The 24,011-nt window shown below is 70.6% G+C and carries 27 protein-coding genes; 13 read left to right on the top strand and 14 right to left on the bottom strand.

Translation table 11 applies throughout. The features are described 5' to 3' along the window. Positions 1-64: 64 nt before the first annotated feature. Entirely contained in the window at positions 65-244 is a 180-nt protein-coding gene (locus INTCA_RS02535; protein ID WP_013491367.1) for a Flp family type IVb pilin, read from the bottom strand. Between the two features lie 241 nt (positions 245-485). Here INTCA_RS02535 and nhaA point away from each other — a divergent pair, with 241 nt between their 5' ends. Beyond that, positions 486-1,823 (top strand): Na+/H+ antiporter NhaA, encoded by a 1,338-nt coding sequence (gene nhaA / locus INTCA_RS02530; RefSeq protein ID WP_013491366.1) that lies wholly within the window; start codon positions 486-488, stop codon positions 1,821-1,823. Between the two features lie 21 nt (positions 1,824-1,844). On the opposite strand, the gene INTCA_RS02525 is transcribed toward nhaA, so the two are convergent. Beyond that, positions 1,845-2,876: a glycosyltransferase family 2 protein gene (locus INTCA_RS02525; protein ID WP_148236456.1), complete on the bottom strand. Its 1,032-nt coding sequence runs from the start codon at positions 2,874-2,876 to the stop codon at positions 1,845-1,847. Between the two features lie 76 nt (positions 2,877-2,952). Next, positions 2,953-3,375: a GtrA family protein gene (locus INTCA_RS18505; RefSeq protein ID WP_013491364.1), complete on the bottom strand. Its 423-nt coding sequence runs from the start codon at positions 3,373-3,375 to the stop codon at positions 2,953-2,955. 42 nt (positions 3,376-3,417) lie between these two features. On the opposite strand from INTCA_RS18505, the gene rffA reads away from it, so the two are divergent. The 6 genes from rffA to INTCA_RS02490 all read left to right on the top strand — a co-directional run bounded on the left by rffA (position 3,418) and on the right by INTCA_RS02490 (position 8,729). Then, positions 3,418-4,560, top strand: a complete 1,143-nt coding sequence (gene rffA, locus INTCA_RS02515; RefSeq protein ID WP_218916285.1) for a dTDP-4-amino-4,6-dideoxygalactose transaminase — start codon at positions 3,418-3,420, stop codon at positions 4,558-4,560. Between the two features lie 123 nt (positions 4,561-4,683). Further along, entirely contained in the window at positions 4,684-5,475 is a 792-nt protein-coding gene (locus tag INTCA_RS02510; protein ID WP_013491362.1) for an LbetaH domain-containing protein, read from the top strand. 297 nt (positions 5,476-5,772) lie between these two features. After that, positions 5,773-6,210, top strand: coding sequence for a YbhB/YbcL family Raf kinase inhibitor-like protein (locus INTCA_RS02505; protein WP_013491361.1), 438 nt, complete (start codon positions 5,773-5,775; stop codon positions 6,208-6,210). Positions 6,211-6,435: 225 nt separating this feature from the next. Beyond that, entirely contained in the window at positions 6,436-6,954 is a 519-nt protein-coding gene (locus INTCA_RS02500; protein ID WP_041307181.1) for a phage holin family protein, read from the top strand. Positions 6,955-6,975: 21 nt separating this feature from the next. Continuing rightward, positions 6,976-7,887: an alpha/beta fold hydrolase gene (locus INTCA_RS02495; protein ID WP_013491359.1), complete on the top strand. Its 912-nt coding sequence runs from the start codon at positions 6,976-6,978 to the stop codon at positions 7,885-7,887. Positions 7,888-7,958: 71 nt separating this feature from the next. Further along, positions 7,959-8,729: a serine hydrolase gene (locus INTCA_RS02490; protein WP_013491358.1), complete on the top strand. Its 771-nt coding sequence runs from the start codon at positions 7,959-7,961 to the stop codon at positions 8,727-8,729. Between the two features lie 58 nt (positions 8,730-8,787). Here INTCA_RS02490 and INTCA_RS02485 read toward each other — a convergent pair whose 3' ends face one another. The 3 genes from INTCA_RS02485 to INTCA_RS02475 all read right to left on the bottom strand — a co-directional run bounded on the left by INTCA_RS02485 (position 8,788) and on the right by INTCA_RS02475 (position 12,555). After that, positions 8,788-10,023, bottom strand: a complete 1,236-nt coding sequence (locus tag INTCA_RS02485) for a S8 family peptidase (protein ID WP_013491357.1) — start codon at positions 10,021-10,023, stop codon at positions 8,788-8,790. 178 nt (positions 10,024-10,201) lie between these two features. Beyond that, positions 10,202-10,876, bottom strand: coding sequence for a response regulator (locus INTCA_RS02480; protein ID WP_013491356.1), 675 nt, complete (start codon positions 10,874-10,876; stop codon positions 10,202-10,204). Beyond that, the gene (locus INTCA_RS02475) at positions 10,873-12,555 is read right to left on the bottom strand and encodes a sensor histidine kinase (RefSeq protein ID WP_013491355.1); all 1,683 of its coding nucleotides are present in this window, start codon (positions 12,553-12,555) and stop codon (positions 10,873-10,875) included. The genes INTCA_RS02480 and INTCA_RS02475 overlap by 4 nt, the downstream gene beginning before the upstream one ends. An 81-nt stretch (positions 12,556-12,636) precedes the next feature. On the opposite strand from INTCA_RS02475, the gene INTCA_RS02470 reads away from it, so the two are divergent. The 4 genes from INTCA_RS02470 to INTCA_RS02455 are packed head-to-tail and all read left to right on the top strand — an operon-like array spanning position 12,637 to position 16,119. Further along, positions 12,637-13,677 carry a Bug family tripartite tricarboxylate transporter substrate binding protein gene (locus tag INTCA_RS02470; protein WP_013491354.1) on the top strand — a complete coding sequence of 347 codons (1,041 nt, stop codon included), beginning with the start codon at positions 12,637-12,639 and terminating at the stop codon, positions 13,675-13,677. Between the two features lie 2 nt (positions 13,678-13,679). Then, complete coding sequence (locus INTCA_RS02465; RefSeq protein WP_013491353.1) at positions 13,680-14,207, top strand: tripartite tricarboxylate transporter TctB family protein; 528 nt, start codon at positions 13,680-13,682, stop codon at positions 14,205-14,207. Next, complete coding sequence (locus INTCA_RS02460; protein WP_013491352.1) at positions 14,207-15,730, top strand: tripartite tricarboxylate transporter permease; 1,524 nt, start codon at positions 14,207-14,209, stop codon at positions 15,728-15,730. Before INTCA_RS02465 ends, INTCA_RS02460 begins: the two co-directional genes overlap by 1 nt. Further along, positions 15,727-16,119, top strand: a complete 393-nt coding sequence (locus INTCA_RS02455) for a universal stress protein (protein ID WP_013491351.1) — start codon at positions 15,727-15,729, stop codon at positions 16,117-16,119. The genes INTCA_RS02460 and INTCA_RS02455 overlap by 4 nt, the downstream gene beginning before the upstream one ends. Positions 16,120-16,270: 151 nt before the next feature. Here INTCA_RS02455 and INTCA_RS02450 read toward each other — a convergent pair whose 3' ends face one another. From INTCA_RS02450 to nth, 3 genes are read right to left on the bottom strand one after another with little or no spacing between them, the layout of a single operon-like run. Beyond that, positions 16,271-17,473, bottom strand: coding sequence for a MarP family serine protease (locus tag INTCA_RS02450; RefSeq protein ID WP_013491350.1), 1,203 nt, complete (start codon positions 17,471-17,473; stop codon positions 16,271-16,273). Beyond that, positions 17,470-18,216 carry an NUDIX hydrolase gene (locus tag INTCA_RS02445; protein ID WP_013491349.1) on the bottom strand — a complete coding sequence of 249 codons (747 nt, stop codon included), beginning with the start codon at positions 18,214-18,216 and terminating at the stop codon, positions 17,470-17,472. Before INTCA_RS02445 ends, INTCA_RS02450 begins: the two co-directional genes overlap by 4 nt. Then, positions 18,213-18,872 carry an endonuclease III gene (gene nth, locus INTCA_RS02440; protein ID WP_041307177.1) on the bottom strand — a complete coding sequence of 220 codons (660 nt, stop codon included), beginning with the start codon at positions 18,870-18,872 and terminating at the stop codon, positions 18,213-18,215. The genes INTCA_RS02445 and nth overlap by 4 nt, the downstream gene beginning before the upstream one ends. 237 nt (positions 18,873-19,109) lie before the next feature. On the opposite strand from nth, the gene INTCA_RS02435 reads away from it, so the two are divergent. Beyond that, positions 19,110-19,787 (top strand): Crp/Fnr family transcriptional regulator, encoded by a 678-nt coding sequence (locus tag INTCA_RS02435; RefSeq protein WP_041307175.1) that lies wholly within the window; start codon positions 19,110-19,112, stop codon positions 19,785-19,787. Between the two features lie 109 nt (positions 19,788-19,896). Here INTCA_RS02435 and INTCA_RS02430 read toward each other — a convergent pair whose 3' ends face one another. The 4 genes from INTCA_RS02430 to sp36 all read right to left on the bottom strand — a co-directional run bounded on the left by INTCA_RS02430 (position 19,897) and on the right by sp36 (position 22,252). Continuing rightward, positions 19,897-20,655, bottom strand: coding sequence for an MBL fold metallo-hydrolase (locus tag INTCA_RS02430; protein WP_013491346.1), 759 nt, complete (start codon positions 20,653-20,655; stop codon positions 19,897-19,899). Positions 20,656-20,782: 127 nt separating this feature from the next. Next, positions 20,783-21,616 carry an NUDIX hydrolase gene (locus tag INTCA_RS19395; protein WP_013491345.1) on the bottom strand — a complete coding sequence of 278 codons (834 nt, stop codon included), beginning with the start codon at positions 21,614-21,616 and terminating at the stop codon, positions 20,783-20,785. A 4-nt stretch (positions 21,617-21,620) separates the two neighbouring features. Continuing rightward, entirely contained in the window at positions 21,621-22,091 is a 471-nt protein-coding gene (locus INTCA_RS02420; protein WP_013491344.1) for a RidA family protein, read from the bottom strand. A 2-nt stretch (positions 22,092-22,093) separates the two neighbouring features. After that, positions 22,094-22,252 (bottom strand): Sp36 family protein, encoded by a 159-nt coding sequence (sp36, locus tag INTCA_RS19390; protein WP_013491343.1) that lies wholly within the window; start codon positions 22,250-22,252, stop codon positions 22,094-22,096. A gap of 286 nt (positions 22,253-22,538) precedes the next feature. Here sp36 and INTCA_RS20055 point away from each other — a divergent pair, with 286 nt between their 5' ends. Then, the gene (locus INTCA_RS20055) at positions 22,539-22,889 is read left to right on the top strand and encodes an alpha/beta hydrolase family protein (RefSeq protein ID WP_013491342.1); all 351 of its coding nucleotides are present in this window, start codon (positions 22,539-22,541) and stop codon (positions 22,887-22,889) included. A 36-nt stretch (positions 22,890-22,925) separates the two neighbouring features. Here INTCA_RS20055 and INTCA_RS02410 read toward each other — a convergent pair whose 3' ends face one another. Further along, a complete protein-coding gene (locus tag INTCA_RS02410) occupies positions 22,926-23,861 on the bottom strand; it encodes a hypothetical protein (protein WP_041308267.1) in 936 nt (311 codons plus the stop codon). Between the last annotated feature and the right edge of the window lie 150 nt (positions 23,862-24,011).

The raw sequence follows: 24,011 nt of genomic DNA, 5'->3' as shown, positions 1-24,011 counted from the left end.
TGGAGCGGGGTGTTGGGTAGCGCTTCGATCGACACACTTGCTGAAGGCGCTACCCATCCACCACTCAGGCGGCGTTTACCGCCGCCAAGACCCGCGCGAACAGGCCGTCGAGGGCATCGCCGAGAAGGCCGACCGTCACCATAATGGCGACGGCGATGAGAGCGACCATGAGGCCGTACTCGACGGCGGTGGCGCCCTCTTCACGAGAGCGAAGGGTCTGCAGCTTGGCAGCAAGCTTGGTCATGTTTCCTCCACAAGACTGAAGGGCCCACCCGATGTGTCGCCCTACGGCGAGGAACGTATGTCCCGGATCGCACCCCTGTCCCGAGAATCGAAGAAATTGCCGGACAGTGTCCGGGTGACGGGCGTCACACGCCCTCGAAGGGTGCGTCGGTAGACTGGCTGCGGCTTCCGATGATCCGTGAGCCATGGTGTGCCGGGAAGTCTGGTCGGCGTCCGATGACCCATCTGCCCATGAGGACGACATGACACTCCCGCCCCGCCCGACCAGCCGGCTCCTCGGACGAGGATCCTGGCGTGAGTCCCGCTACGTCGCAGACATCCTGCGGCAGGAGACCGTCGGAGGCACTCTCCTGCTCATCGCTGCGGTGGCAGCGATCGTCTGGGCGAACTCGCCGTGGCGGGAGGCCTACTCGGCGCTGAGGGACACCACGGTCGGCCCGCAGTCCCTGCACCTGGACCTCTCGCTCGGGGAGTGGGCTGCGGACGGGCTCCTCGCGGTCTTCTTCCTCGTCGCCGGCATCGAGCTGAAGCGCGAGTTCGTCGCGGGCGACCTCGCCGACCGCCGCAAGGCGGCGCTGCCCATCGTCGCCGCGGCCGCCGGCGTCGCAGTACCTGCGATCCTGTTCGTCATCACGGCCACGCTGGTGGCGAGCGGTGACGACGCGACCCAGCTCAGCGGCATACTCCGTGGTTGGGCGATCCCGACGGCCACGGACATCGCGTTCGCGCTCGCGGTCCTCGCTGTCATCGGCACCCACCTGCCGAGCGCGCTCCGGTCCTTCCTGCTGACCCTCGCGGTCGTCGACGACCTCATCGCGATCACGATCATCGCGATCTTCTACACACAGTCGCTCAACCTGCTCTGGCTCGCCGCGGCGATCGTCCCGCTCGCCGCCTGGCGGTTCCTGCTGCAGCGCAAGATCACCAACCCGTTCGTCCTCGCCATCCCGGGGATTCTCGCGTGGGGGTTCGTGCACTCCAGCGGCATCCACGCCACGGTCGCCGGTGTGCTGCTCGGACTCCTCGTGCCGGTGAACCGGGCGATCGAGGACGACCCGGACCGGCACTCGCTCGCGGAGCGGATCGAGCACAAGATCCGGCCGTTCTCCGCCGGGTTCGCGGTGCCCGTCTTCGCGTTCTTCGCGGCCGGCGTCACCGTGATCGGCGGCGGCTTCTCCGCGGCGCTCTCCGACCCGGCGGCCCTCGGGGTCATCGTCGGGCTCGTGCTCGGCAAGCCGATCGGCATCTTCGGCAGCACGTGGGCGATGTCGCGGTTCACCCGTGCCGAACTCGACAGCGGCCTCGCCTGGACAGACGTGCTCGGTCTGTCGATGCTCGCCGGGGTCGGCTTCACCGTCAGCCTGCTCATCGGCGACCTCGCCTTCGGGCTCGGCTCGGAGCGGGACGAGCACGTGAAGTTCGCGATCCTCTTCGGCAGCCTGATCGCCTCACTGTTCGCGGCGGTCGTCCTTCGGCTCCGCAACCGCGTCTACCGACGCATCCACGAGCAGGAGCTCCGCGACTCGGACCGCGACGGGATCCCCGACGTGTACGACGCCTCGCCCGGTCACCCGGACTGAGTCGTCCCGCCGGAGGGGCTCTCAGGACTGGCGGCGGTAGCGCTCCTCGAGAGCCTCGGCGACCTCGTCAGGGCCGACGTCCGCCCGAGCGGGGTGCAGCTCCACCGGCTTGACCTCACCCCACGTCGACGACCGGTGGCTGTCTTCCTTCACGAGGAAGGTGGGCTTCTGCATGGACCGGAAATGCAGTCGACCGATGTACTCACCGAGGATGCCGATCGACAGCATGAGCGCCCCGCTGAGGATCGCGAGCATCGAGGCCAGCGTCGTGAAGCCGGCGACCTCCACCGCGCCGACCCAGTACCGGACGAGGACCGAGACGAGCAGGGCAAACCCGAGCACCGAGGTGAGCAGGCCCATCCAGGTGACGAGCTTCAACGGGGCGGTGCCGTAGCCGGTGACCATGTTCATCGCATGGCGCGCGAGGCCCCGCAACGAGTAGTTCGACCGGCCCGTCTCGCGCTCGTCCATCTGCACGGTGACCCGGCGCACGGAGTTCGTCGTCCAGCTGAGCAGCACGTCGAGCGAGGCGAAGGGGTCGGCGACGTGCTCGAACCCCTCCCGGAGATCAGTCCGGAACGCCCGGAAGGCGCTGACGTCCTTCGCGTTGGGCACCCCCGACGCCGCCAGCCCCGCCTTGACGATCCGCGAGGCGAACGAGCGGGTGAACCCGTGCTCCTCCTCGGCGGCCACGCCGTAGGCGAGGTCGACCAGCGGGTCGTCGAGGGCCGCGACGAGCGTGCCGACCTCCTCGGGACGGTGCTGGAGGTCGTCGTCCATGGTCACCGTGATCGGGTGCTTGGCCCGCATGATCCCGGCGAGCAGGGCGTTGTGCTGCCCGTAGTTGCGGCGCAGGAGCACCGTCCGCATCGTGGCCGGGTTGTCGCGCTCGAGGCCGCGGGCGACGGCATAGGTGTCGTCCGGGGAGCCGTCCACGACGAGGATGATCTCGAAGGCGTCCGCGATGGCCGGGAGGCTCTCGTGCAGGCGCCGCACCAGCTCCGGAAGCGTGGCTCGGGACCGATAACAGGGGACGACGACCGAGATCTTCACGTCGTCAGTATGCCCAGTCACCACACCCTCCGGTCACCCGCCCGCACACCCGCGGCGACACCCGCTCCAGCGCCCCTCAGGGCGAGACGTGCCGGAAGGTGAAGAACCGGTGGCTGAGGTAGGAGCCGACCGACACGACGACCAGCGCGACCACCTGGGCCAGCATCGGCGGCCACCCAGCGAGCTCGACGAGCAGCGGCGTCATCACCAGCCCGGCAACGGCGCCCGAGGACCACACCGACACGAAGCGCGCCAGGTCCTTGGTCCACTCGGCGCCCGGGGCGAAGACCCAGTGCCGGTACGCGGGGAAGGCGAAGGAGATCGTGATGACCTGGGCCACGAGGATGGCCGCGATGTAGTGCAGCCCGAGCGCGAGGCCCCCTGCGACCAGCCCGAGATACACCAGGCTCGTCGTCCCGGCGACGACGAGATACCGCGCCGGCTGGTGTGTCCAGCGCAGCGTCGAGGACAGCTTCGAGGACGACAACCAGCGATTCACGGTCGTTAGGCTAACCACAGCGTTCGTGGGATGCTACGGGGCGTGCGCCAGATCTCCTTCTCCACGCCATACCGCACCGGGCTCGAGGAGCCCTACATCGCTGAGGCTCTGAAGTCCAGCGTCTGGCACGGGGACGGACAGTTCACCAAGCGGGCCAGTGACTTTCTCACCGAGCTGACGGGGGCCACGTCGACGCTGCTCACGACGAGCGGGACCCACGCCCTGGAGCTCGCAGCGGTCGCGCTCGGCCTGGGCCCCGGTGACGAGGTCATCGTGCCGACGTTCACCTTCCCGTCGACCGCGACCGCCATCGCCCTGCGGGGCGCCACTCCGGTCTTCGTCGACGTCCTCCCCGAGACCCTCAACCTCGACATCGACGCCACCGCCGCGGCCCTCACCGACCGGACCAGGGCCATCTTCGTCGTCCACTACGGCGGAGTCGCGGCCGACCTCGACCGACTCACCGAGCTCGCAGCAGCCAACGACGTCGCCATCGTCGAGGACAACGCGCACGGTCTCGGCGCGTACTACGACGGGCAGCACCTCGGCACCTTCGGCACCTTCGGGGCGCAGAGCTGGCACGACACGAAGAACTTCACGTGCGGCGAGGGTGGCGCGCTGCTGATCAACGACGCGTCGCTGCTCAGCCGCGCGGAGATCATCCGCGAGAAGGGCACCAACCGCTCGCAGTTCCTGCGCGGCCAGGTCGACAAGTACACCTGGGTCGACCAGGGCTCCTCCTACCTGCCCAGCGAGCTGCAAGCAGCCGTGCTCATGGCGCAGTTCGAGCACTACTCGGAGATCCAGGGCAAGCGCCACGCCGTCTGGGACCGTTACGCCACGGACCTCAAGGCGTGGGCCGCCGACCACGGCGTCTCCCTGATGACCGTTCCCGAGCGCCGGCAGCACCCGGCGCACCTCTACTACCTGCTCCTGCCGACGCACGAGGACCAGCAGGCCTTCATCGCGAGCCTCGCTGCCGAGAGCATCGTCGCCCCGTTCCACTACCAGCCGCTGCACGCCTCGCCGGCGGGCAAGGCCCTCGGCCGCACCCCCTTCCCGTGCGACGTCGCCGACGACCGCGCGCACCGCCTCGTCCGGCTCCCGCTCCACGCCAACCTCACCGAGTCGGACCTCGACCGCGTCGTCTCGGCAATTTCTAGCTTTGTGCCGATCCATGGGTGACGCCAGATCGTCACCGGACATCGTGTGACTTAAAGAACATCCGAGAAGGCCAGGGCACCGACCTCAATAGATCTATCAACCTCACTGCGCACATGGACGAGAAGTATCACGGGAGGCTCGACGATGCACAATATCAAGGCCAACAAACTCACGATTGGCAAGGGAACGTTCATCGATCCGTCTGCGGTCATCTGCGGCGCGGATGGAGGGCCCGCAGACGTGGTGACAATTGGAGACAACTGCTATATCGGCGAGCGCGTCCAAATCCGTTGCCCAGAGTTTTCCTTGGGTGACTACGGCAAAATTCATCATGACACCAACGTTCATGGATACAGTCCTTGCCTCATCGGACACAACGCGTGGATCGGGCAGTTCACCATCATCGACTCCATCGGTGGGGTCACGATTGGGGACAACTGTGGCATTGGCGCTCACTCCCAGCTATGGAGCCATATCAAGTATGGCGACACCCTAGAAGGCTGCCGCTTCTTGTCCGAGAAGCCTTTGCGCATCGGCAAGGATGTCTGGTTTGTTGGGCACTGCATAGTGTCCCCAATTACCGCCGAAGACCGCTCTGTTGCCATGGTTGGTAGCGTGGTCACCCGAGACATGAAAGAGAATCGGGTTTATGCCGGAACTCCCGCCGCCGACATAACTGACAAGACGGGCCCAGCCTTTTCGCCAGTCAACGTGGAGGAGAAATTCCTCAAGATGGAGGAGTACCTCAAGGCCTATGGTGGCGACCGCAGCGACCTGAGGATCGCGCGAACAGTCAACGACATATCGGACGTCAATTCCACTTGGTTCGTCGTCGAATCACGCACTTACACGAAGCGTGGCACTGCCAGTGAAGTCGAATTCATGAAGTTTCTATTGCCTGAACGCGGTAAGTTCACGCCTATCAGCACACTGTAGTCGCGCGCGGGCTGAGCGCACGACGCAATTGCGAGTCCCCCGCGCCGATCGGCCTTGCTCAAACACCGACGCGCAGGATGAGCTGCTAGCCCGGGGCTGAGGGAGTCGCAGCCGACTCTGCCTCACTGTCCTCTTACCTTCGTGGATGCGGGGGGTAACGCAGGCCCGCACGTATTCGCAGGTGGAGGCCACTCTCCTGCACCCCCGCGCCAGGTGGCCCACGCACCGCTGAGGGGCCAAGATGAGATGGTCGCCGATCCACGACCCGGCGACTCGCCACTGACTCCGGGAGAACCGATGAAGCTCACCTCGTCCACCTTCGCCGAGGGCCAGGAGATCCCCGAGAAGTGCGGCAAGCGAGCGCAGAACGTCTCCCCGCACCTCACGTGGTCCGATGAGCCCGCCGGCACCCGGTCCTTCGCCCTCACCGTCGTGGACTGGCATCCCGTCGCCCGGGGCTACGTCCACTGGATGGTCTGCGACATCCGTCCGACGACGACGACCTTCATGGAGGGGGCCGCCGCCCGTGGTCTGCCGGAGGGCACCCGCCAGGTGCGGGCCTACGCCGGCCCCTTCCCGCCGTCGGGCACGCACGACTACGTGTTCACGCTCCACGCCCTGGACATCGCGGCCCCGAACATCCCTCCGGGCGCCACGCTCGACGAGTTCAACGCGGCAGTCAGCTCGCACACGCTCGCCACGGCCACGCTGACCGGCCACTTCACGCGCCGCTAGCGGCGCCAGCCGCGCCAGCCCGCCAGCCCGCCCGGCCCTCCCCAGGGCGGGAGGCGCCCGACGGCACGGGCGCGCGGAGCGAGCTCAGCGGCATACGCCCGGTTGTGGGTACGGGTCCCACCGGGCGGCCGCACGCGCGTCGCCCGAAGCACCCCTGTGCACCGCACAGTAGGGTGGCAGGAGCAAGCGCCGCGCGCGCAGCCGATCACGTGGAGGAGTGAACCGATGAGCACGGACCCCCGGCAGGAGCGGACGCTCGGGCAGCTGGTCGCCGCCGCGACCCAGGACATGTCGACGCTGGTCCGAGGGGAGATCGCCCTGGCCAAGGCGGAGGTGTCCGGCCAGCTGAAGAAGGCCGGGAAGGGCGGGGGGCTCCTCGCCGCTGCGGCCGTGCTCGGCTTCTACGCCGTCTACTTCGTCTTCACGACGCTCGTCGAGGTCCTCGACATCTGGCTCCCCCGCTGGGCGGCGTGGCTCATCATCACCGTCCTCATGCTCCTCGTCGCCGGCATCCTCGCGATGGCGGGCATCCGCAAGATGAAGACCGTCGAGCCGACCCCCAAGAAGGCCGTCGCCGAGGCCCAGCAGACGGTCGCCGCGCTCAAGGCCGCCACCGCCAACCCCGGCACGATGGCCGCCGCACCCCGACCTGAGTGGGACCGGCCGTCGACCGCGACCCTCCCCTCGGGCACGCCCGTCACTGCAGCCAGCGACGGGACGAGGTCCGATACGACCAATCCCTGATCGGACCGCTACCCTCCACTCATGCCGGTCGACGCTGCCTTCGTCGAGATCGACGGACCGTGGCAGCACCGACACGTCGCTGCGAACGGCGCGCGCTTCCACGTCGCCGAGCTGGGGGACGGACCGCTCGTCCTCATGCTGCACGGCTACCCGCAGTTCTGGTACACGTGGCGCCACCAGATGGTCTCGCTCGCCGAGGCGGGGTACCGGGTCGCCGCGATGGACCTGCGCGGTTACGGCGGCTCCGACAAGCCACCCCGCGGCTACGACACCTACACGGCGACGCTCGATGCGGCGTCGGTGATCCGCGCCCTCGGCGAGGCCGAGGCCACGATCGTCGGGCAGGGGCTCGGCGGCTGGATCGCTTGGGCGATGCCGGCGCTGCGGCCCGACGAGACGACCGCCGTCGCGTCGCTCTCGATGCCGCACCCCCGCGTCATGCGGCGTGCGTCGTGGCTCAACCGGAAGCAGCGGGCCGCCTCCTCGTGGATCGTCTCGCTGCAGCGGCCGTTCGGGCCGGAGCGGGCGATGACGCGGTCGCATGACTACGTGGGCGGGCTGCTCCGCGACTGGTCGGCGCCAGGTGGGGACTTTCCCACGCCCGAGGACGTCGCCCGCTACGGCGACGCGATGATGATCCCGTTCGTCGCGCACTCCGCGGCGGAGCACTACCGCTGGCTGGGGCGGTCGCAGCTGCGCCCCGACGGGCCGTTCTTCATGCGGCGGATCCGCCACGCCATCCACGTGCCCGTGCTCGAGCTGCACGGCGCCGACGACGGGTGCGTCCTGGTCAGCTCGATCCGCGGGTCCGAGAAGTACGCGGCGGGGGACTTCCGTTCGGTGACGATCCCGCGCGCCGGTCACTTCCTGACCGAGGAGGCACCGGACGCCGTGTCGGCTGAGTTGCTCCGCTGGCTGAAGTCCGTTCGGTAGCAATGGATCTCGGCTTCTCGTTGTCGTCTGACGTTCGCTGGGCGGTGGCCCTCCGCATCCAAGGCAGGCGTATGCCGCTGAGCTCGCCCCACGCGCACGTTCCCTTGCGCACCGGCGCGGTCGGCACGCTCCTCCTGCTGCTCGCGGCGGCTCGGCGGGTGGCTGACGGTGCCGTCGACGGGGGAATGCTGCTGCGGCGCACGCCGGAGGACGTCGCGGGGGGCTCGGGGATCTGGCGGACGCTGGCGGTGGAGGCCCTGCCCCTGGTCGACGTGGCCGCGCTCGTCGGGGCGGTGCGCGACAACCTCGCCACCAACGTGCTGCTCCGCCACGTCGGGCTCTCCGGCGTCGCCGACTCCACGGCCTCGATGGGGCTGATGCGCACGGGGCTGCACGACCGGGTGCGGGCGGCGCGAGGGGCGGCCGACCCCGAGTCGGCGTCCTCCGGGACGGCGCTCGAGCTGTGCTGGCTCGCCGAGCGCCTCATGCGTGGGTCGGCGATGGGTGGGTCGGCGGACCGGCTGGTGCGAGGCTGGCTCTCGGCGAACGTCGACCAGTCGATGGTCGGGGCTGCCTTCGTCGAACGGTTCGGGGTGGACCCGCTCGCGCACCACGCCTCGCTCGGCGGGGAGCTGGCCTACTGGAACACGACGGGCACCGAGCCCGGCGTGCGCGCCGACATCGGGGCGGCGACGTGGGCAGGCCGGACCGTCGCGTGGACGGCGATCGCGAACTGGGCTCCCGAGCTCGACGACAAACTGGGGGCCGAGGTGCTCGCCGGGATGCGGTCGGTCGGTGACTCGGTGATCGACTTCCTGACCCGGACGGGACCCTCCGAGTAAAGTGGCCCCGAATGCACTGGGTGCCTTCGGGGCCACTCGACGTTGTGGAGCTACGTGATCAGAAGCCGGCGACGTTGAGGAGGGGCTCCTTGATCTTGTCCTTGTCGTCGACGTTGTTCCAGTTCAGGTTGCCCGCGTTGACCAGCGCGGTCTGCACGGCGGACGGTGAGGCCGTCGGGTGCGTTGACTTGTAGAGCGCCGCAGCACCGGCGACGTGCGGGGAGGCCATCGACGTGCCGGAGATGGTGTTGTAGCCGCCGCCCTTCCACGTCGAGTTGATGCAGACACCAGGAGCGATGATGTCGACGTCGGCCCCGTAGTTCGAGAAGTTCGCGAACGTGTCGTCGACGTCGCTGCGGCACGTCGCCGCGCCGAGTCCACCCGGCTGGCCGTCGAAGTCGGCGAGCGCGCTCACGGTGATGACCTCGTCGTAGGCCGCCGGAACCGCGCCCTTCGAGTCGACGGCAGAGTTCCCAGCGGCAACCGCGTAGGTGACGCCGGCCCCGACGGACCGGCAGATCGCGTCGTGCAGGGCGTCACCGGTCGAGCAGCCACTGCCGGCCGGCTCGCTGCCGCTGCCACCGAGGCTCATGTTGGCGACCTCGATGGTCCCGGCGCGAGCGGTCACCCAGTCGACACCGCAGATGATCGACGACCACGAGCCGCTGCCCTGGTTGTTGAGCACCCGGACGGCCCAGATGCGCGCGCCGGGGGCGACTCCGACGACACCGTTGGCGTCGTCCTTGGCGCCGATCGTCCCGGCGACGTGGGTGCCGTGCCCGTTGCCGTCGTCGTAGCTGCGGCCGGTCGAGCAGTTGGTGCCGCCGACGACGTTGAGGTCCGGGTGGTCGAGGTCGACGCCGGTGTCGATGACCGCGACGTCGACGTTGACGGAGCCCGCCCCGTCCCCGGCCCGCGCCGAGCTGAGCTCACCGTCGATCCGGTTGATGCCCGTGGGCAGGGTCTGTGCGTCGATGGACATCTCGCGGTCCGGCACGACCGAGACGACGCGCGAGTCACGAGCCACCCGGGCGGCCGCCGTCGCCGACATGTGCGCGGCATAGCCCTTGATGGAGTACTGGTAGAGGTGGTCGACGGTGGCGCCCTGTGTGCGGGCGTGCTCCGCGGCGACGGCCCGCGGTGAGGCGGAATCGGCGAGGACGACGATGTACGAACCCGGGATGACGCCGGCCTCCGCGGAGGTGTTGACGGCCTGGGCGCTGGTGGGCGCGACGGCCAGGCCACCGAGCAAAAGGCCCGCAGCGGCAACGCTGCCGAGTGTGGTTCTGCGCATGGGGACTCCCTTGGAACGGCCCATCCCGGTCGAGATGGGAATGAGGGAAATCTACGTTCGACTCAGGCGCCTGTCCTGTTGAAACGAAACCTGGTCATTCGAGGTAACAGACGACAACCAGGAGTCGATGGATACCTCGAACCGCGAGGCAGGGGGCGAAGGAGGGCGAAGCGGATGGTCAGCGGGGGCGGTAGCGGCGCTCCGGGCGGCCCGTCGCGCCGTACCGCAGCGACACCTCGGCCGCCCCAGTCGCGACGAAGTGCTCCAGGTAGCGCCGGGCGCTCACACGGGAGATACCCACGGCCTCGGCGCACTCGGTCGCCGACATCGTGTCGTCGGCCTCGCGGAGCGCTCGCAGCACCGCCTCGGCCGTCTCCACCGACAGGCCCTTCGGCAGCGATACGGCAGCCGGACGCCCTCCCGCGCCCGACGCGAAGGCGGCGTCGATCTCCTGCTGGGTCAGTTCCCCGGCGTCGACAGCGCGAGCGCGCTCAGCGGCATACGACATGAGGCGCTGCTCGAGGTCGGCGCGCGAGAACGGCTTGAGCAGGTAACCGACCACTCCGTGCCGCACGGCGGCGCGGACGGAGTCGGCCTCCTTGGCCGCGGTGATGACGAGGACGTCGCAGGTCTCCCCCGCCGCGCGGAGCCGCGTGACGACGTCGAGGCCGAAGATGTCGGGCAGGTAGAGGTCGAGGAGGACGAGGTCCGGCTTGAGCCGACCCACCAGCTCCAGCGCCTCCCCGCCCGAGCTCGCCGTCCCGACCACCTCGAAACCCTCTGTCTGCGAGACGAACCCACGGTGGATCCGAGCGACCATGAAGTCGTCGTCGACGACGAGCACGCTGATCATCGGGACTCCTGCAGGGCAGGGGAGTCGACCGTGAGGCGCGCGATGAAGGTGGCCCCCTCCTCGGTCCGCTCCACCTCGACCTCGCCGCCCCGCCGTTGGCAGATGAGCCGAGTCAGGGCGAGGCCGATGCCGCGCTCCCCCGCCTCGGCGGCCTTCGTCGTGAAGCCGTGGGTGAAGACCTCGGTGACGAGCTCGGGCGCGACCCCCGGCCCCGAGTCGGAGACCATCACCTCCACCGTGCTCCTCGGGCTGCTCGCATCCTGGTGGATCGCCAGCTCGACCCACCGCTCGTCGCCGCCGGCCGTCGCCGCGGCGTCGACCGCGTTGTCGACGAGGTTGCCGACGACCGCGGCCAGGTCGGCGGAGTCCACCGACGACATCCGGCCGAGCGCCGTGTCGTCCGAGACCCGCAGCTCCACGCGCCGCTCGGTCGCCTGGGCGGCCTTGGCCATGACGAGCGCCGACACGGCCGTGTCCTGGATCCGTCGCGCCACCGTCAGGTCGAGCTGGGCCCGGTGCTGGCTCACCGAGTCGACGAACCGAACGACCTCGTCGTACTCCCCCAGCTGGATCAGCCCGGAGATGGTGTGCAGTTGGTTGGCGAACTCGTGCGCCTGGGCCCGGAGCAGCTCGGTCGAGCTGCGGAACGAGCCGATCTCCCGCTCGAGCGCGGCCAGCTCGGTGCGGTCGCGGAGCGTCGTCACGGAGCCGAGCGGCCGGCCGTCCTTGGCGACCTCCATCCGGTTCATGACCAGCACCCTCCCCCGACGCAGGACGACCTGGTCGGGCTCGTCGCCGGTCTGCCCGAGGAGCACCTCGCGCAGCCGCGGCCCGATGGCAAGGTCCGACACGGACATCCCGACCGCCCGCTCCGGCAGGTCGAGGAGGCGCTGGGCGACGTTGTTGACCAAGGTGATCCGGTTCGACGTGTCCAGGGCGACCACCCCCTCGGCGAGGCCGAACAGCATCGCCTCGCGGCTCTCGGCCAGCCCGGTGATCTCGTGCGGCTCGAGGCCGAGGGTCTGCCGCTTGAGGCGCCGGGCGAGGAGCCAGGACCCGAGGCCACCCAGGGCGAGAGCGAGGCCGAGGTAGGTCAGCAGGTAGGAGGAGGCACCCTGGAGGCGGTCGATGACCGACGGCATCTCGACGGCGACCATGACGGTGCCGAGCCGGGTCCCGGGCGACAGGCCCCCGGCTGCCGGCACGTTCGTGCCCGGCGAGTAGAGGACCGGCGTCTGGGCCGCGAGCATCCGCCGACCGGCGAGCTCCATCGGGCCGGTCCAGCTCGCACCCTGGCGCACCCGCTCTGACCCGAGCGGCAGCTGCCGCTCCTCCGTCGTCGGGTCCGACGAGTCCTTGACGACGCCCCTCGAGTCCGCGACCGACACGAGTGCCAGGCCGTACTGCGTGATGGTGCCCTGGACGACCGTCGGCAGGGCGTTGATGACCTGCGGCGGCGCCAGCTCCTGACGCACGAGCGGGTGGCTCGCGAGCTGCTCGGCGATGGCGAAGAGGCGCCGACCCTCGGTGCGGGTGAACGTCGCCTCCGACTGCGCGAGCGAGACGAACGCGACCGCGATCAGCACGGTCAGCAGGATCGCCACCTGGGCGACCAGGAGCTGCCCGGCGAGCGTGAATCGGCGCAGTCGACGCATGACCACAAAGAACTCAACCTTCATTGATGACACAAGAGCGACACGGCCTCGTGGCGCGGGCACGATCATGCCGTTCCAGCCCCAGAACCGAAAGAGGCCTCAACGATGAGAGCACATCCCACCGCCCGCAAGGCGTCCCTGCTCACCGCGGGGATCGCCACGGCAGCCCTCACGCTCTCGGCGTGCGGCGCCACCGCGGACGACACCAACACCAACGCCGGTGCGAGCGGCGCCACCGGCGGCAGCGCCGCCCCCGCGTCCGGCCTGCAGATCATGGTCCCCAACTCCCCCGGTGGCGGCTACGACACGACGGCCCGCACCGTCGCCAAGGTGATGGAGACCGAGCAGATCACCGGCACCGTCCAGGTCTTCAACCTCCCCGGCGCGGGCGGAACCGTCGGCCTGCAGCGCACGGTCAACGAGAAGGGCAACGGCAAGCTCGCCATGCAGATGGGCCTCGGCGTCGTCGGTGCGGCCTACACGCAGAAGTCCCAGGCCACCCTCAACGACACGACGCCGATCGCCAAGCTGATCGAGGAGGCCGGCGCCATCGTCGTCTCCAAGGACTCTCCGTACAAGGACATCACCTCGCTCATCGACGCGTGGAAGAAGGACCCGTCGAAGGTCAACGTCGGCGGCGGCTCGTCGCCCGGCGGCCCGGACCACCTGCTCCCGATGCGGCTGGCCAAGGCGGTCGGCATCGAGCCCAAGTCCGTCTCCTTCATCTCCTACGACGGGGGCGGCGAGCTGCTCCCCGCGATCATCGGCAACAAGATCGCCTTCGGGGCGAGCGGCTTCGGCGAGTTCCTCGACCAGGTCAAGGCCGGCCAGGTGAAGGTTCTCGCGGTGACGAGCGAGGAGCGCATCGAGGCGCTGCCCGACGTGCCGACGCTCAAGGAGTCCGGCGTCGACTTCCTCTTCACCAACTGGCGCGGCATCGTGGCTCCGCCGGAGATCTCCGACGCCGACCAGGCCGTCTGGGTCGACGCCCTGACGAAGATGCACGACTCGCAGGCCTGGAAGGACGAGATGAAGAAGCGCGGCTGGACCGACGCCTTCGTCACCGGGGACGAGTTCGGCACCTTCCTCAAGGAGCAGGACACCGCCGTCGCCGAGATCCTGACGAGCCTCGGGCTGGTCAGCTGACCATGTCTGACCCCCAGGTGGACACCACCGGTGCCGCCGCGAAGCCCCGCGAGGACCGCGCACAGTACGGGGTGTGCGCGGCCCTCGCGGGCCTCGGCGTGCTGCTGCTCGTCGACGCCGCGAACATCCGCCACGTCACGAGCAGCAACGACCCGCTCGGTCCGCGGCCGGTCCCCATCGTCCTCGGCGTGCTCCTGCTCATCACCGCCGTCTCCTACGCCATCGACGTCTGGCGCGGTGGAGTCGGCCAGGCCGAGGGCGGCGAGGACGTCGACCTCGGCAGCCGGGCCGACTGGAAGACCGTCGGCCTCCTCATCGTCGTCTTCGGCGCGAGCGCCCTGCTCATCCAGCCGCTCGGCTGGGTCATCACCGGCAGCCTCCTCTTCTGGGGCTGCGCCTACGCCCTCGGCAACGAGCACCACGTCCGCGGCCTGGCCTTTGGGATCGCCCTCGCGCTGACCACCTTCTACGGCTTCGCCATCGGCCTCGGCGTCAACCTCCCGGCCGGCATCCTCAAGGGAATCCTCTGATGGACAACCTCAACCACCTCATCGAGGGGTTCGGGCACGTCCTGACCCCGATGAACCTGCTCTTCGCGCTCATCGGGGTCACCGTCGGCACCGCCGTCGGCGTCCTGCCCGGCATCGGGCCGGCCATGACGGTCGCGTTGCTCCTCCCCATCACCTACGGCCTCGAGCCGACCCAGGCGCTCATCATGTTCGCCGGAATCTTCTACGGGGGCATGTACGGCGGGTCGACGACGTCGATCCTGCTCAACACGCCCGGCGAGTCGGCCTCGGTCGTCACGGCGCTCGAGGGCAACAAGATGGCCAAGTCGGGCCGGGCGGCGCAGGCCCTGGCCACCGCCGCGATCGGCTCCTTCGTCGCCGGGACGATCGGCACCGCCCTGCTCGTGCTCGTCATGCCGCAGGTCGTCGCCTTCGCGATCAACCTCGGCTCGCCGGAGCTGCTTGCCATCCTCCTCGTGGCCTTCGTCGGGGCGAGCGCCGTCCTCGGGTCGTCGCGGGTGCGCGGTTTCGCGGCGCTGCTCGTCGGCCTGACCATCGGCGTCGTCGGGATCGACTTCGTCACTGGCCAGCAGCGGCTGACCTTCGGGCAGCCGATGCTCGCGGACGGGATCGACGTCGTCGTCGTCGCCGTCGGCATCTTCGCCGTCGGCGAGGCCCTATGGGTGGCGGCCCACCTGCGTCGCAAGGCCGCGACGGTCATCCCGGTCGGCCGACCGTGGATGGGTCGGGAGGACTGGGCCCGGTCGTGGAAGCCGTGGCTGCGCGGCACCGCCCTCGGCTTCCCGTTCGGTGCGATTCCGGCGGGGGGCGCCGAGGTGCCGACCTTCCTGTCCTACCTCGCCGAGCGCCGCCTCGCCAAGCACCCCGAGGAGTTCGGCCACGGCGCCATCGAGGGCGTCGCCGGACCCGAGGCCGCGAACAACGCGTCGGCCGCCGGCACGCTCGTCCCCCTCCTGGCGATCGGCCTGCCCACCAACGCGACCGCGGCCATCATGCTCTCCGCCCTCCAGGGCTGGGGCTTCGAGCCGGGGCCCTTCCTCATCGAGAAGCAGCCGGTCCTCGTCTGGACCCTCGTCGCGAGCCTTTTCGTCGGCAACACGATGCTGCTCCTGCTCAACCTGCCTCTGGCGCCCACCTGGGCGAAACTGCTCCAGATCCCCCGGCCGTACCTCTACGCCGGCATCCTCTTCTTCGCCACCATGGGCGCCTACGCCGTCAACGCCCAGCCGTTCGACCTGTTCCTCCTCCTCGCGCTGGGCCTCGTCGGCTTCGCCCTGCGTCGCTTCGGGCTGCCGGTGCTGCCGCTCATCATCGGCGTCATCCTCGGCCCGCTCGCCGAGAAGCACGGCCGCCGTTCGCTCCAGCTCTCCGGCGGCGACATCAGCGGCCTCATCGGCGGGCCGGTGGCGTGGGTCTGCTACGCGATCATCGCCGGCGTCATCCTCTGGCCCCTCATCGGCCGGCTGCTTCCGGGCAAGCGCCCGTCCGACCGCGACCACACCCCCACGGAGGTCTCCGCATGACGATCGTCGTCGGCTACATCCCGACCACCCAGGGCGAGGCGGCCATCACCGCGGCCATCACCGAGGCCCGCGCGCACGGCGACTCCCTCCTCGTCGTCAACATGTCGCGGGACGACAAGCTCGTCGACGCCCACCGCGCCGCCTCGACCGAGCTGAGCCGGCTCGACGCCGAGCTGACCGAGTCCGGCGTCCCGCACGAGGTGCGCCGCGTCGAGCACGGGACCGACCCGGCCGACGCCATCCTCCGGATCATCGGGGAAGTCGATGCGCGGATGCTCGTCATCGGCCTGCGCCCCCGCACTCCCGTGGGCAAGCTGCTGCTCGGGTCGACGGCGCAGCGCCTCCTCCTCGACGCCGACTGTCCGGTCCTCGCGGTCAAGGCCCACTGAAGTCGTGGAGCCGCGACTACGACACTGACTCGTCTGACGGGTCAGTGTCGTAGTCGCGGCTGCCCCGGGAAGCGAGCCCAGCGGCATACCCCATTTTTCGTATGCCGCTGGGCTGGCTCCCAGCGCGATCGCGCGGCGCGCCGGTGGCGGGTCAGCCGGGGATGCAGGCCCCGGTGCCGACCGCTCGGTCGGCCTGCAGCGCCGCGTCGAGGACCGGCATCGCCTCGTCGAGCGTCAGCGCGTACCCCGTGTTGTCGTCGTCGAGGGACTTGGCGAAGATGACGCCGGCGACCCGACCGTTCGCGTCGAGCAGCGGCCCCCCGGAGTTGCCGGGCTGGACGCGCGTGTAGAGCGAGTAGATCTCCCGGACGACGGGGTCGCCGCCGTAGATGTCGCGACCCCGCGCGTCGAGGACCTGTCGGACCCGGGCCGCGACGACGGTGTAGGGGCCGTCGAGCGGGAAGCCCGGCACCGCGGCGGCCGCCCCGCGGGGCAGGTCGGAGCCGAGCTCGAGAGCCGGCGCATCGAGGCCCTCGGTGCTGATGACGGCGAGGTCGCGGTCGGGGTCGAAGAGGACGACGCGACCGGCGACCGTCTGCTCGCGGCTGGTCACCTGCAGCCGGTCGGCCCCTGCGACGACGTGGGCGTTGGTGACGATGCGGTTGGGGCTCAGCACCCAGCCGGTCCCCTCCTGGCCGCGCCCGCAGCTCTCGGAGGCGGTGGTCACCTTGACGACCGAGGAGGCGGCCCGGGTGATGGCGCCGGAGTCGCCGATCCGCGGGTCTGGCGCCTCGACCGGCGTGATCGGCTCGGGCACGAGGTCGCCGAAGACCTGCGGGAAGCCCTGGCTCGACAGGAAGCCCCGGAAGCCGGCGAAGATCTGGCCCGCGTCCTCCGGCACCACGCTGTTGACGGCCCGCAGGACCCGCGACTCGGAGATCGACCGGGCGACGCTCGGGTTTCCCGCCGTGCGGAGCGACCCGCCGAGGAACCAGATGATGAGCGACGCCGCGACGACGACGACGGCCGCGCCGAGCACCGAGTCGACCTGACGGACCCCGGGCTGGCCCATCCGGCGACGCACCTGCGCGCCGAGCAGGCTGCCGAGGACCTGCCCGACCCAGCCGATGACGACGACGCCGACGATGAGGACGAGGACGCGCAGTCGCGAGTCGTTGGCCACCGCGTCGAGGTCGGCGAGCATCACCGGCAGCGCCCAGATCGCGATGACCGCCCCGGCGAAGAAGCCGAGCAGGGAGAAGACGCTGGCCACCAGGCCGTTGCGGTATCCCGAGATGCCGTAGGCCACGAGGATGAGGGCGAGCGCGATGTCGAGGATGAGGCCGCCGCTCATCGGCGGTCCCTGAGGTAGATCTCGGGGAGCGGGCGCCGGCGCGCCTCGTCCCACTCGACGGCGAGCCCGGCCAGGTCGAGGACGCGGCTCAGCAGTCCGGCGGTGAAACCCCAGAGCAGCAGGTGGTCGAGCTCGAACGCCGGCCCGACGTAGCCGCTGGGATGGGTCACGGTGAACCGGGTCTCCGGGTGGATGAGGTGGGAGATCGGGACGGAGAGCACCTCCTGGACCTCGGCCGGGTCACGGACCGTGAGCGGCGCGGGCTCGGCCCACCAGCCCAGGACCGGCGCGACGACGAAGTTGGCGGGCGGCAGGTAGAGGCTCGGCAGGACGTCGACGACGTCGACGCCGGCCGGGACGATGCCGGTCTCCTCCTCCGCCTCGCGCAGGGCCGTGTGGACGCTGTCCTCGTCCTCGGGGTCGCGCGAGCCTCCGGGGAACGCGATCTGGGCCGGCTGGGTGCGCATGGTGTGCGAGCGCTCGATGAGGATGACGTGCTCGCCCTCGGACGGCTCGCCCGCCGGGGGTGGCCCGAAGAGCATGAGGACCGCAGACTCGCGCCCGCCCTCCTCCGGGGGCTGGAAGCGGGAGAACCAGTGGGCGTCCACGGACGGCACCCGCTCGGCCACCTCGTCGAGCCACCGCGGCCGCGGCAGCCCCGCCGGCCCGGGCGGGATCGCCCCGGTCGCTCCGGAGTGGACGACGCGGGCTCCCCTCGGTGCCGGGGTCAGGGGGGCGGTCACTTCGGGGCCAGCTCGAACTTGAGCAGCCGTGCGGCGCGCTCCGGGTCGGTCTCGCCGATGCCGTAGCTGGGGCACCACCGCGCGACCGGGCAGGCTCCGCAGGCGGGCTTCTTGGCGTGGCAGGTGCGCCGGCCGTGGAAGATGACGACGTGGCTGAGCATCGTCCAGTCGCGGCGCAGGAACAGCGCGCCGACCGCGTGCTCGACCTTGACCGGGTCCTCCTCGGCAGTCCAGCCGAAGCGGCGCACGAGACGGCCGAAGTGCGTGTCCACGGTGATGCCCGGCACGTTGAAGGCGTTGCCGAGGACGACGTTGGCGGTCTTGCGGCCCACGCCGGGAAGCGTGACGAGGTCCTTGAGCCGCCCCGGGACCTCCCCGTCGAACCGCTCGACGAGGGCCTGGCCGAGCTTGATCAGGCTGTCGGACTTGGCGCGGAAGAAGCCGGTCGGCTGGATGATCGTCTCGAGCTCGGTCCGGTCAGCCGCCGCGTAGTCCGCCGCGGTGCGGTACTTCGCGAAGACGATCGGGGTCACCTTGTTGACGCCGACGTCCGTGGTCTGCGCCGAGAGGATCGTCGCGACGAGCAGCTCGAGAGGCGTGGTGAAGTCGAGCTCGCAGTGCGCGTACGGGTAGCGGTCGTGGAGCGCCCGGTACATCGCGCGCGCGCGCCGGGTCCGTGCGACAGGGCTCTCGTCGGCGGTCACGACGGCACGGGCAGACACAGACGACACTGTATGCCGCGCAGCTGGCTCCCGCGCAGCCGCTTCCACGGGTGCCCTCCCGCCCTCGCGCTCCCTGCGCGGCCCCATCATCGACGGCGCCGGCCCCGCCGAAACTCGCCGTGGCGGCGAGAGCGAGCCCAGCGGCATACGTCTCATGGCAGACTGACCCCCGTGGACCCAGATGTGGTGCGGCGTGCTCCGCTGTTCAAAGCACTCGACGACGAGGCCGCGGCTGCCCTGCAGTCGCAGATGACGCTGTCGCGCATGGAGCGCGGCGATGTGCTCTTCCACGAGGGAGACCGCGGCGACACGCTCTACGTCATCGCCGAAGGCAAGGTGAAGCTCGGTCGCACGAGCGCCGATGGCCGCGAGAACCTCGTCGCCATCCTCGGCCCCGGCGAGATGTTCGGCGAGCTCAGCCTCTTCGACCCGGGCCCTCGCACGATGACCGCCACCGCGGTTGCCGAGACCCAGCTGCTCGGCCTCGGCAACGACTCCCTGACGGGGCTGCTCACCGGCCGGCCCGAGGTCGCCAAGTCGCTCCTCGCCGCCCTCGCCCAGCGCCTGCGGCGGACCAACGCCCACCTCGCCGACCTCGTCTTCACCGACGTGCCCGGCCGCGTGGCCAAGGCCCTGATCGACCTGTCCGAGCGGTTCGGCCGACACGTCGAGGGCGGCCTCCTGGTCGCGCACGACCTGACTCAGGAAGAGCTCGCGCAGCTCGTCGGCGCCTCCCGCGAGACGGTCAACAAGGCGCTCGCCGACTTCCAGTCCCGCGGCTGGCTGCGCCTCGAGGCCCGGGCCGTCCTGCTCCAGGACGTCGAGCGCCTCAGGCGCCGCGCCAAGTAGTCAAAAGCGCCTCCCGCAGGCCATCGAAAGAGCACTTCGTCCCTCAGTCCATCGAAAGAGCACTTCGTCCCCGGCGCGGACGAACTGCTCTTTCGATCAGGGGAGGGGGTCAGCTCGGCTGCCGGCGAAGGTACTCGAGCTGGGCCTGCACGGACATCTCGGCCGCGCCCCACACGTTGCGGGGGACGTCGGCGTAGACGCGCTCGACCACCTCTCGGGCTGTCCGGTCCCCCGCCGCGAGCGCCGCGCGGACCTGGTTGAGGCGCTCGGCGCGGTGCGCGAGGTAGAACGTCGTCGCCGCCGCGGCATCGGCGACGTAGGGGCCGTGCCCGGGCAGGATGCGGGCCACGTCGCCGGTGCGGGTCATCGCCTCGATCCGGTGCAGGGACTCGAGGTAGGACTCGAGGTGGCCGTCTGGCCACGCGACCACGGTCGTGCCCCGGCCCAGGATCGTGTCGCCGGTGAGCAGGGCCGTTTCAGCGGGCAGGAGGTAGGAGTAGGAGTCGCTCGTGTGCCCGGGTGTCGCGACGGCGACGATCTCGAGGCCCCCGACACGGATCACCTCGCCCGGCGCCACGTCGTCGTGGCCGCGGCCGAACGCCCGCACGGGCGCACCGGTCAGCTCGTGGAACCGTTCGGCCGACTCCGCGTGGTCGAGGTGCCCGTGCGTCAGCAACGTCAGCACCACCCGCCGGTCCGCCTGCTCGACCTCGGAGACGACCCGGGCCAGGTGCCCCTCGTCAAGTGGCCCCGGGTCGATGACGACCGCCTCGGTGGACCCCGGCTCCGCGACGACCCACGTGTTCGTCCCATCCAGGGTCATCGGCGACGGGTTCGGGCAGAGCACGCACGCCGCCCGAGCGGTCATCGGTCCACCGGCCCACGCCGGATCCGCGTCAGCACCCTTCACGCCGCCACCCCTCGTCACCCCTCGTCACCCCTCGTCACCCCTCGTCACCCCTCGTCACCCCTCGTCCCGGTCGCCGCCTGTCCGGTCAGACGTCGATCCGCATCGCCGGCCCCTCGGGCGTGTCGACGACCACCGGCATGATGAGCGGGAGGTCGTCGCTGTGCCGGACGAACGCCACCGCACTGGGCGCGTCTGCGATCTCCTCCACGCACATGACCGTCGGCGGGAGCAGGGAGGCGAGCCCAGCGGCATACGCCTCGAGAAGCTCCTGGGGGACGACCCACTCCGCGGTCTCGGCCTCGCTCGTCTCACCGTCGGCGACCTGGTGCTCCGGCATCACCGCGGCGAAGAACCACGTGTCGAACCGCCGCGGCTCGAACGCCGGGGTCAGCCAGTGCGCCTTCGCGACGATGAGGTCCGAGCGGAGCACGAGGTCACGCTCTCGCAGCACCCCGGCCAGCGAGAGGTCACGCGAGACCAGCCTGTCGCGCACCCCCGCCCAGCTCCCGTCGTGGGGGTCGACGAGGGGACTGCTCGGAGACGGCCCGGCCAGGAGGACGCCGACCTCCTCGAAGACCTCCCGGACCGCGGCGGCGACGAACATCTGCGCCTCGGCCGCGGTGCACCTCAGACGGCTCGCCCACTCGGCCGGCGATGGACCGGCCCACGGCAGCCCGGCGTCCCCGTCGCGCGGGTCGACGCCACCGCCCGGGAAGACGTGCATGCTCGGCGCGAACGCCATCTGCGACACCCGCTTGAGCATGAACACCTCGGTGCCCCGCTCACCGTCACGCACGAGCATGACGGTGCTCGCCTGCCGCGGGGCCGCCTCGTCCCACCGCTCGCCGCGAAGCCAGCGCAGGGCGACGTCGCCCAGGCCGCGGACCTGCGTCAGGGGGAAGTCCCGGGGCGGCGTCATGACCTCAGTCCGCGACGGCGACGACGACCTCGACCTCGACCGCCGCGTCGAGCGGGAGGGCGGCGACACCGACGGCGCTGCGGGCGTGCTTGCCCCGATCGCCGAACGCGGTGCCGAGCAGCTCGCTCGCGCCGTTGATGACACCCGGCTGCCCGGTGAACGACGGGTCGCTCGCGACGAAGCCGACGACCTTGACCACCTGGGTGACCTTCTCGAGGTCGCCGACGACGGACTTGATCGCGGCGATGGCGTTGAGCGCGCACAGGGCGGCGAGCTCCTTCGCGGCGTCGGCATCGGGACCGTCAGCGGACCCGACCTTGCCGGTGGCCGACATCGCGCCGTCCTTCATCGGCAGCTGCCCGGAGGTGAAGACGAGGTTCCCGTTGCGCAGCGCCGGCACATAGGCGGCGACCGGCGGGACGACCTCGGGCACGGTGAGTCCGAGCTCGGCGAGGCGCTCCTCCACGGTGGCCATGCTCAGGCTCCCTTCGGGCGCTTGAAGTAGGCGACGAGGCTGGTCCCGTCCGGGCCGGGGACGACCTGGACGAGCTCCCACCCGTCGGCGCCGAAGTTGTCGAGGATCTGCTTCGTGTTGTGGATCAGCAGAGGGGCGGTCAGGTACTCCCACGTGGTCATGCTCGTCACCCTACCCATGCGGTCGCCGGCACGATGACGGCATGGACCCGCACGACGAGGGCGTCCTCGCGAGGGCGGCACCCCCACCGGACGACACCAGGCCGTATGCCGCTGAGCCCGCCCAGGTCTATGACGTGCGGTTCCCCTCCTCCCGCCCTGCCGGACCGAGCGGTCCCGGCGCCCCTCGCGGGACGGTGCTGGTCGTGCACGGCGGGTTCTGGCGGGCGGCGTACGACCGACGCACGCGGCGGCGCAGGCTGCGGGGCTGGCCGCGGCCGGCTGGCACGTGGCGGTCGCCGAGTACCGCCGGGCGGGGATACCGGGCGGTGGCTGGCCGGGGACCTTCGACGACATCAGGGTGCGGGACTTCCTCGGCAGTCCGGACTCGGCGCCCGCGGCGTGGCGGGCAGCGGATCCGGTGCGGGGCCTGCCGCCCCGCGTCCCGGTCCGGCTCGTGCACGGTGAGCTCGACCACGAGGTGCCGGTGTCCGTGACCGACGCCTACGTCCGCGAGGCGCGACGTCTCGGGGCCGACGTGACGCTCCACGTGGTCCCCGGCGCCGGCCACTACAGCCTCAGCGACCCGCAGAGCCCGGCCTGGCCGCACATCCTGGTCACCCTGGACGGTCTGGTTTGATGCCACAGCGGTGACCCCGGGGTTCCCGTTGTGGCATCAACCCGAGGGGGCCTCGACACCCGGCTCCCCGAGCGCGTGCAGCCCAGCGCGGAGCTGCGTCATGAACTGTCCCTCTCGAAGCCGCAACCCGAGGGTGTCGAAGCGCAACACCTGCTCGCCACCGACGACGACCTCGTTGAGGCGCAGGTTGTCGTCGGTGACGGCCAGACCCCAACGGTGACCCGCACCGTCGATCTCGGCGACGAGCCCGCATCTCCAGCGGCAGTCGAGGTAGCGGCGCCCCGTCGGATCCTCTCGGATCACCTGTCGATCGGGCTCCGGGAGGCCGTGTCGACGGCACATCCCGGCGAGGTCCAGCTCACCGAGGGACTGGGCGCCTCCCGCGACGTCCAGGACCACACCCTTGACCAGGGCGCGCCGGCGACGGCCCCGGATCACCTCGACAGCAGCCAGCAGCTGGGCGGACGAGCACAACCGCTGCTGCACCGTCATGGCGAGGATGAGGGCAGCTTGGCGATCAGAGACGGCCCAGTGGGCGGCCCTGACGGCTGCCAGGGCCGGCCGCACGCGCGGCACACCCGCACCGATCACTTCGTCCGAGCACCGCCGCGGGAGGTGGTGCACCCGCACGCCAGGCGCCTTCGCTGAGCGCCGGTTGTGCACCACCGACACGTGCACCGCTTCCTCGTCGAACCCCCTGAGCCCCGCAGCGATCAACGCACTGACCCCGTCGAGGACCGCAGCGGATGCGCTGACCTCCCAAACGGCTCGCCAGAACAGCTCCTCCTGCGTCAGCACGCGGGTGTGGACAGCGACGGTGTGCCGGCCGTGCAGCGCCCAGCGCCCTCGGAGCACCTCCTGGCGGATGTGGTGCCGGTGCACCCCGACGTCGGCCAGCAGGGCACGCGAGGCCACGCCGCCCCGGTCGGCAGCGACCCCCTGCGCCTTGTCGAGCACCACTCTCTCGTCCACCACGGCACTCTCGGGGCGGCGGGGGCTCAGAGCCACCCGTCGACGCAGCGCAGTGGACATCAGCACCGAGGCCCAGAGGATGGGGACAACGGGTTGATGCCAGAACGGCAACCCCGGGGTTCCCGATGTGGCATCAACCCGTGATGGCAC

This window comes from Intrasporangium calvum DSM 43043, assembly GCF_000184685.1.
Taxonomy (GTDB): domain Bacteria; phylum Actinomycetota; class Actinomycetes; order Actinomycetales; family Dermatophilaceae; genus Intrasporangium; species Intrasporangium calvum.
Note: the sequence above shows the minus strand (reverse complement) of the source record. Positions and strands in the feature narration are given on the sequence as shown.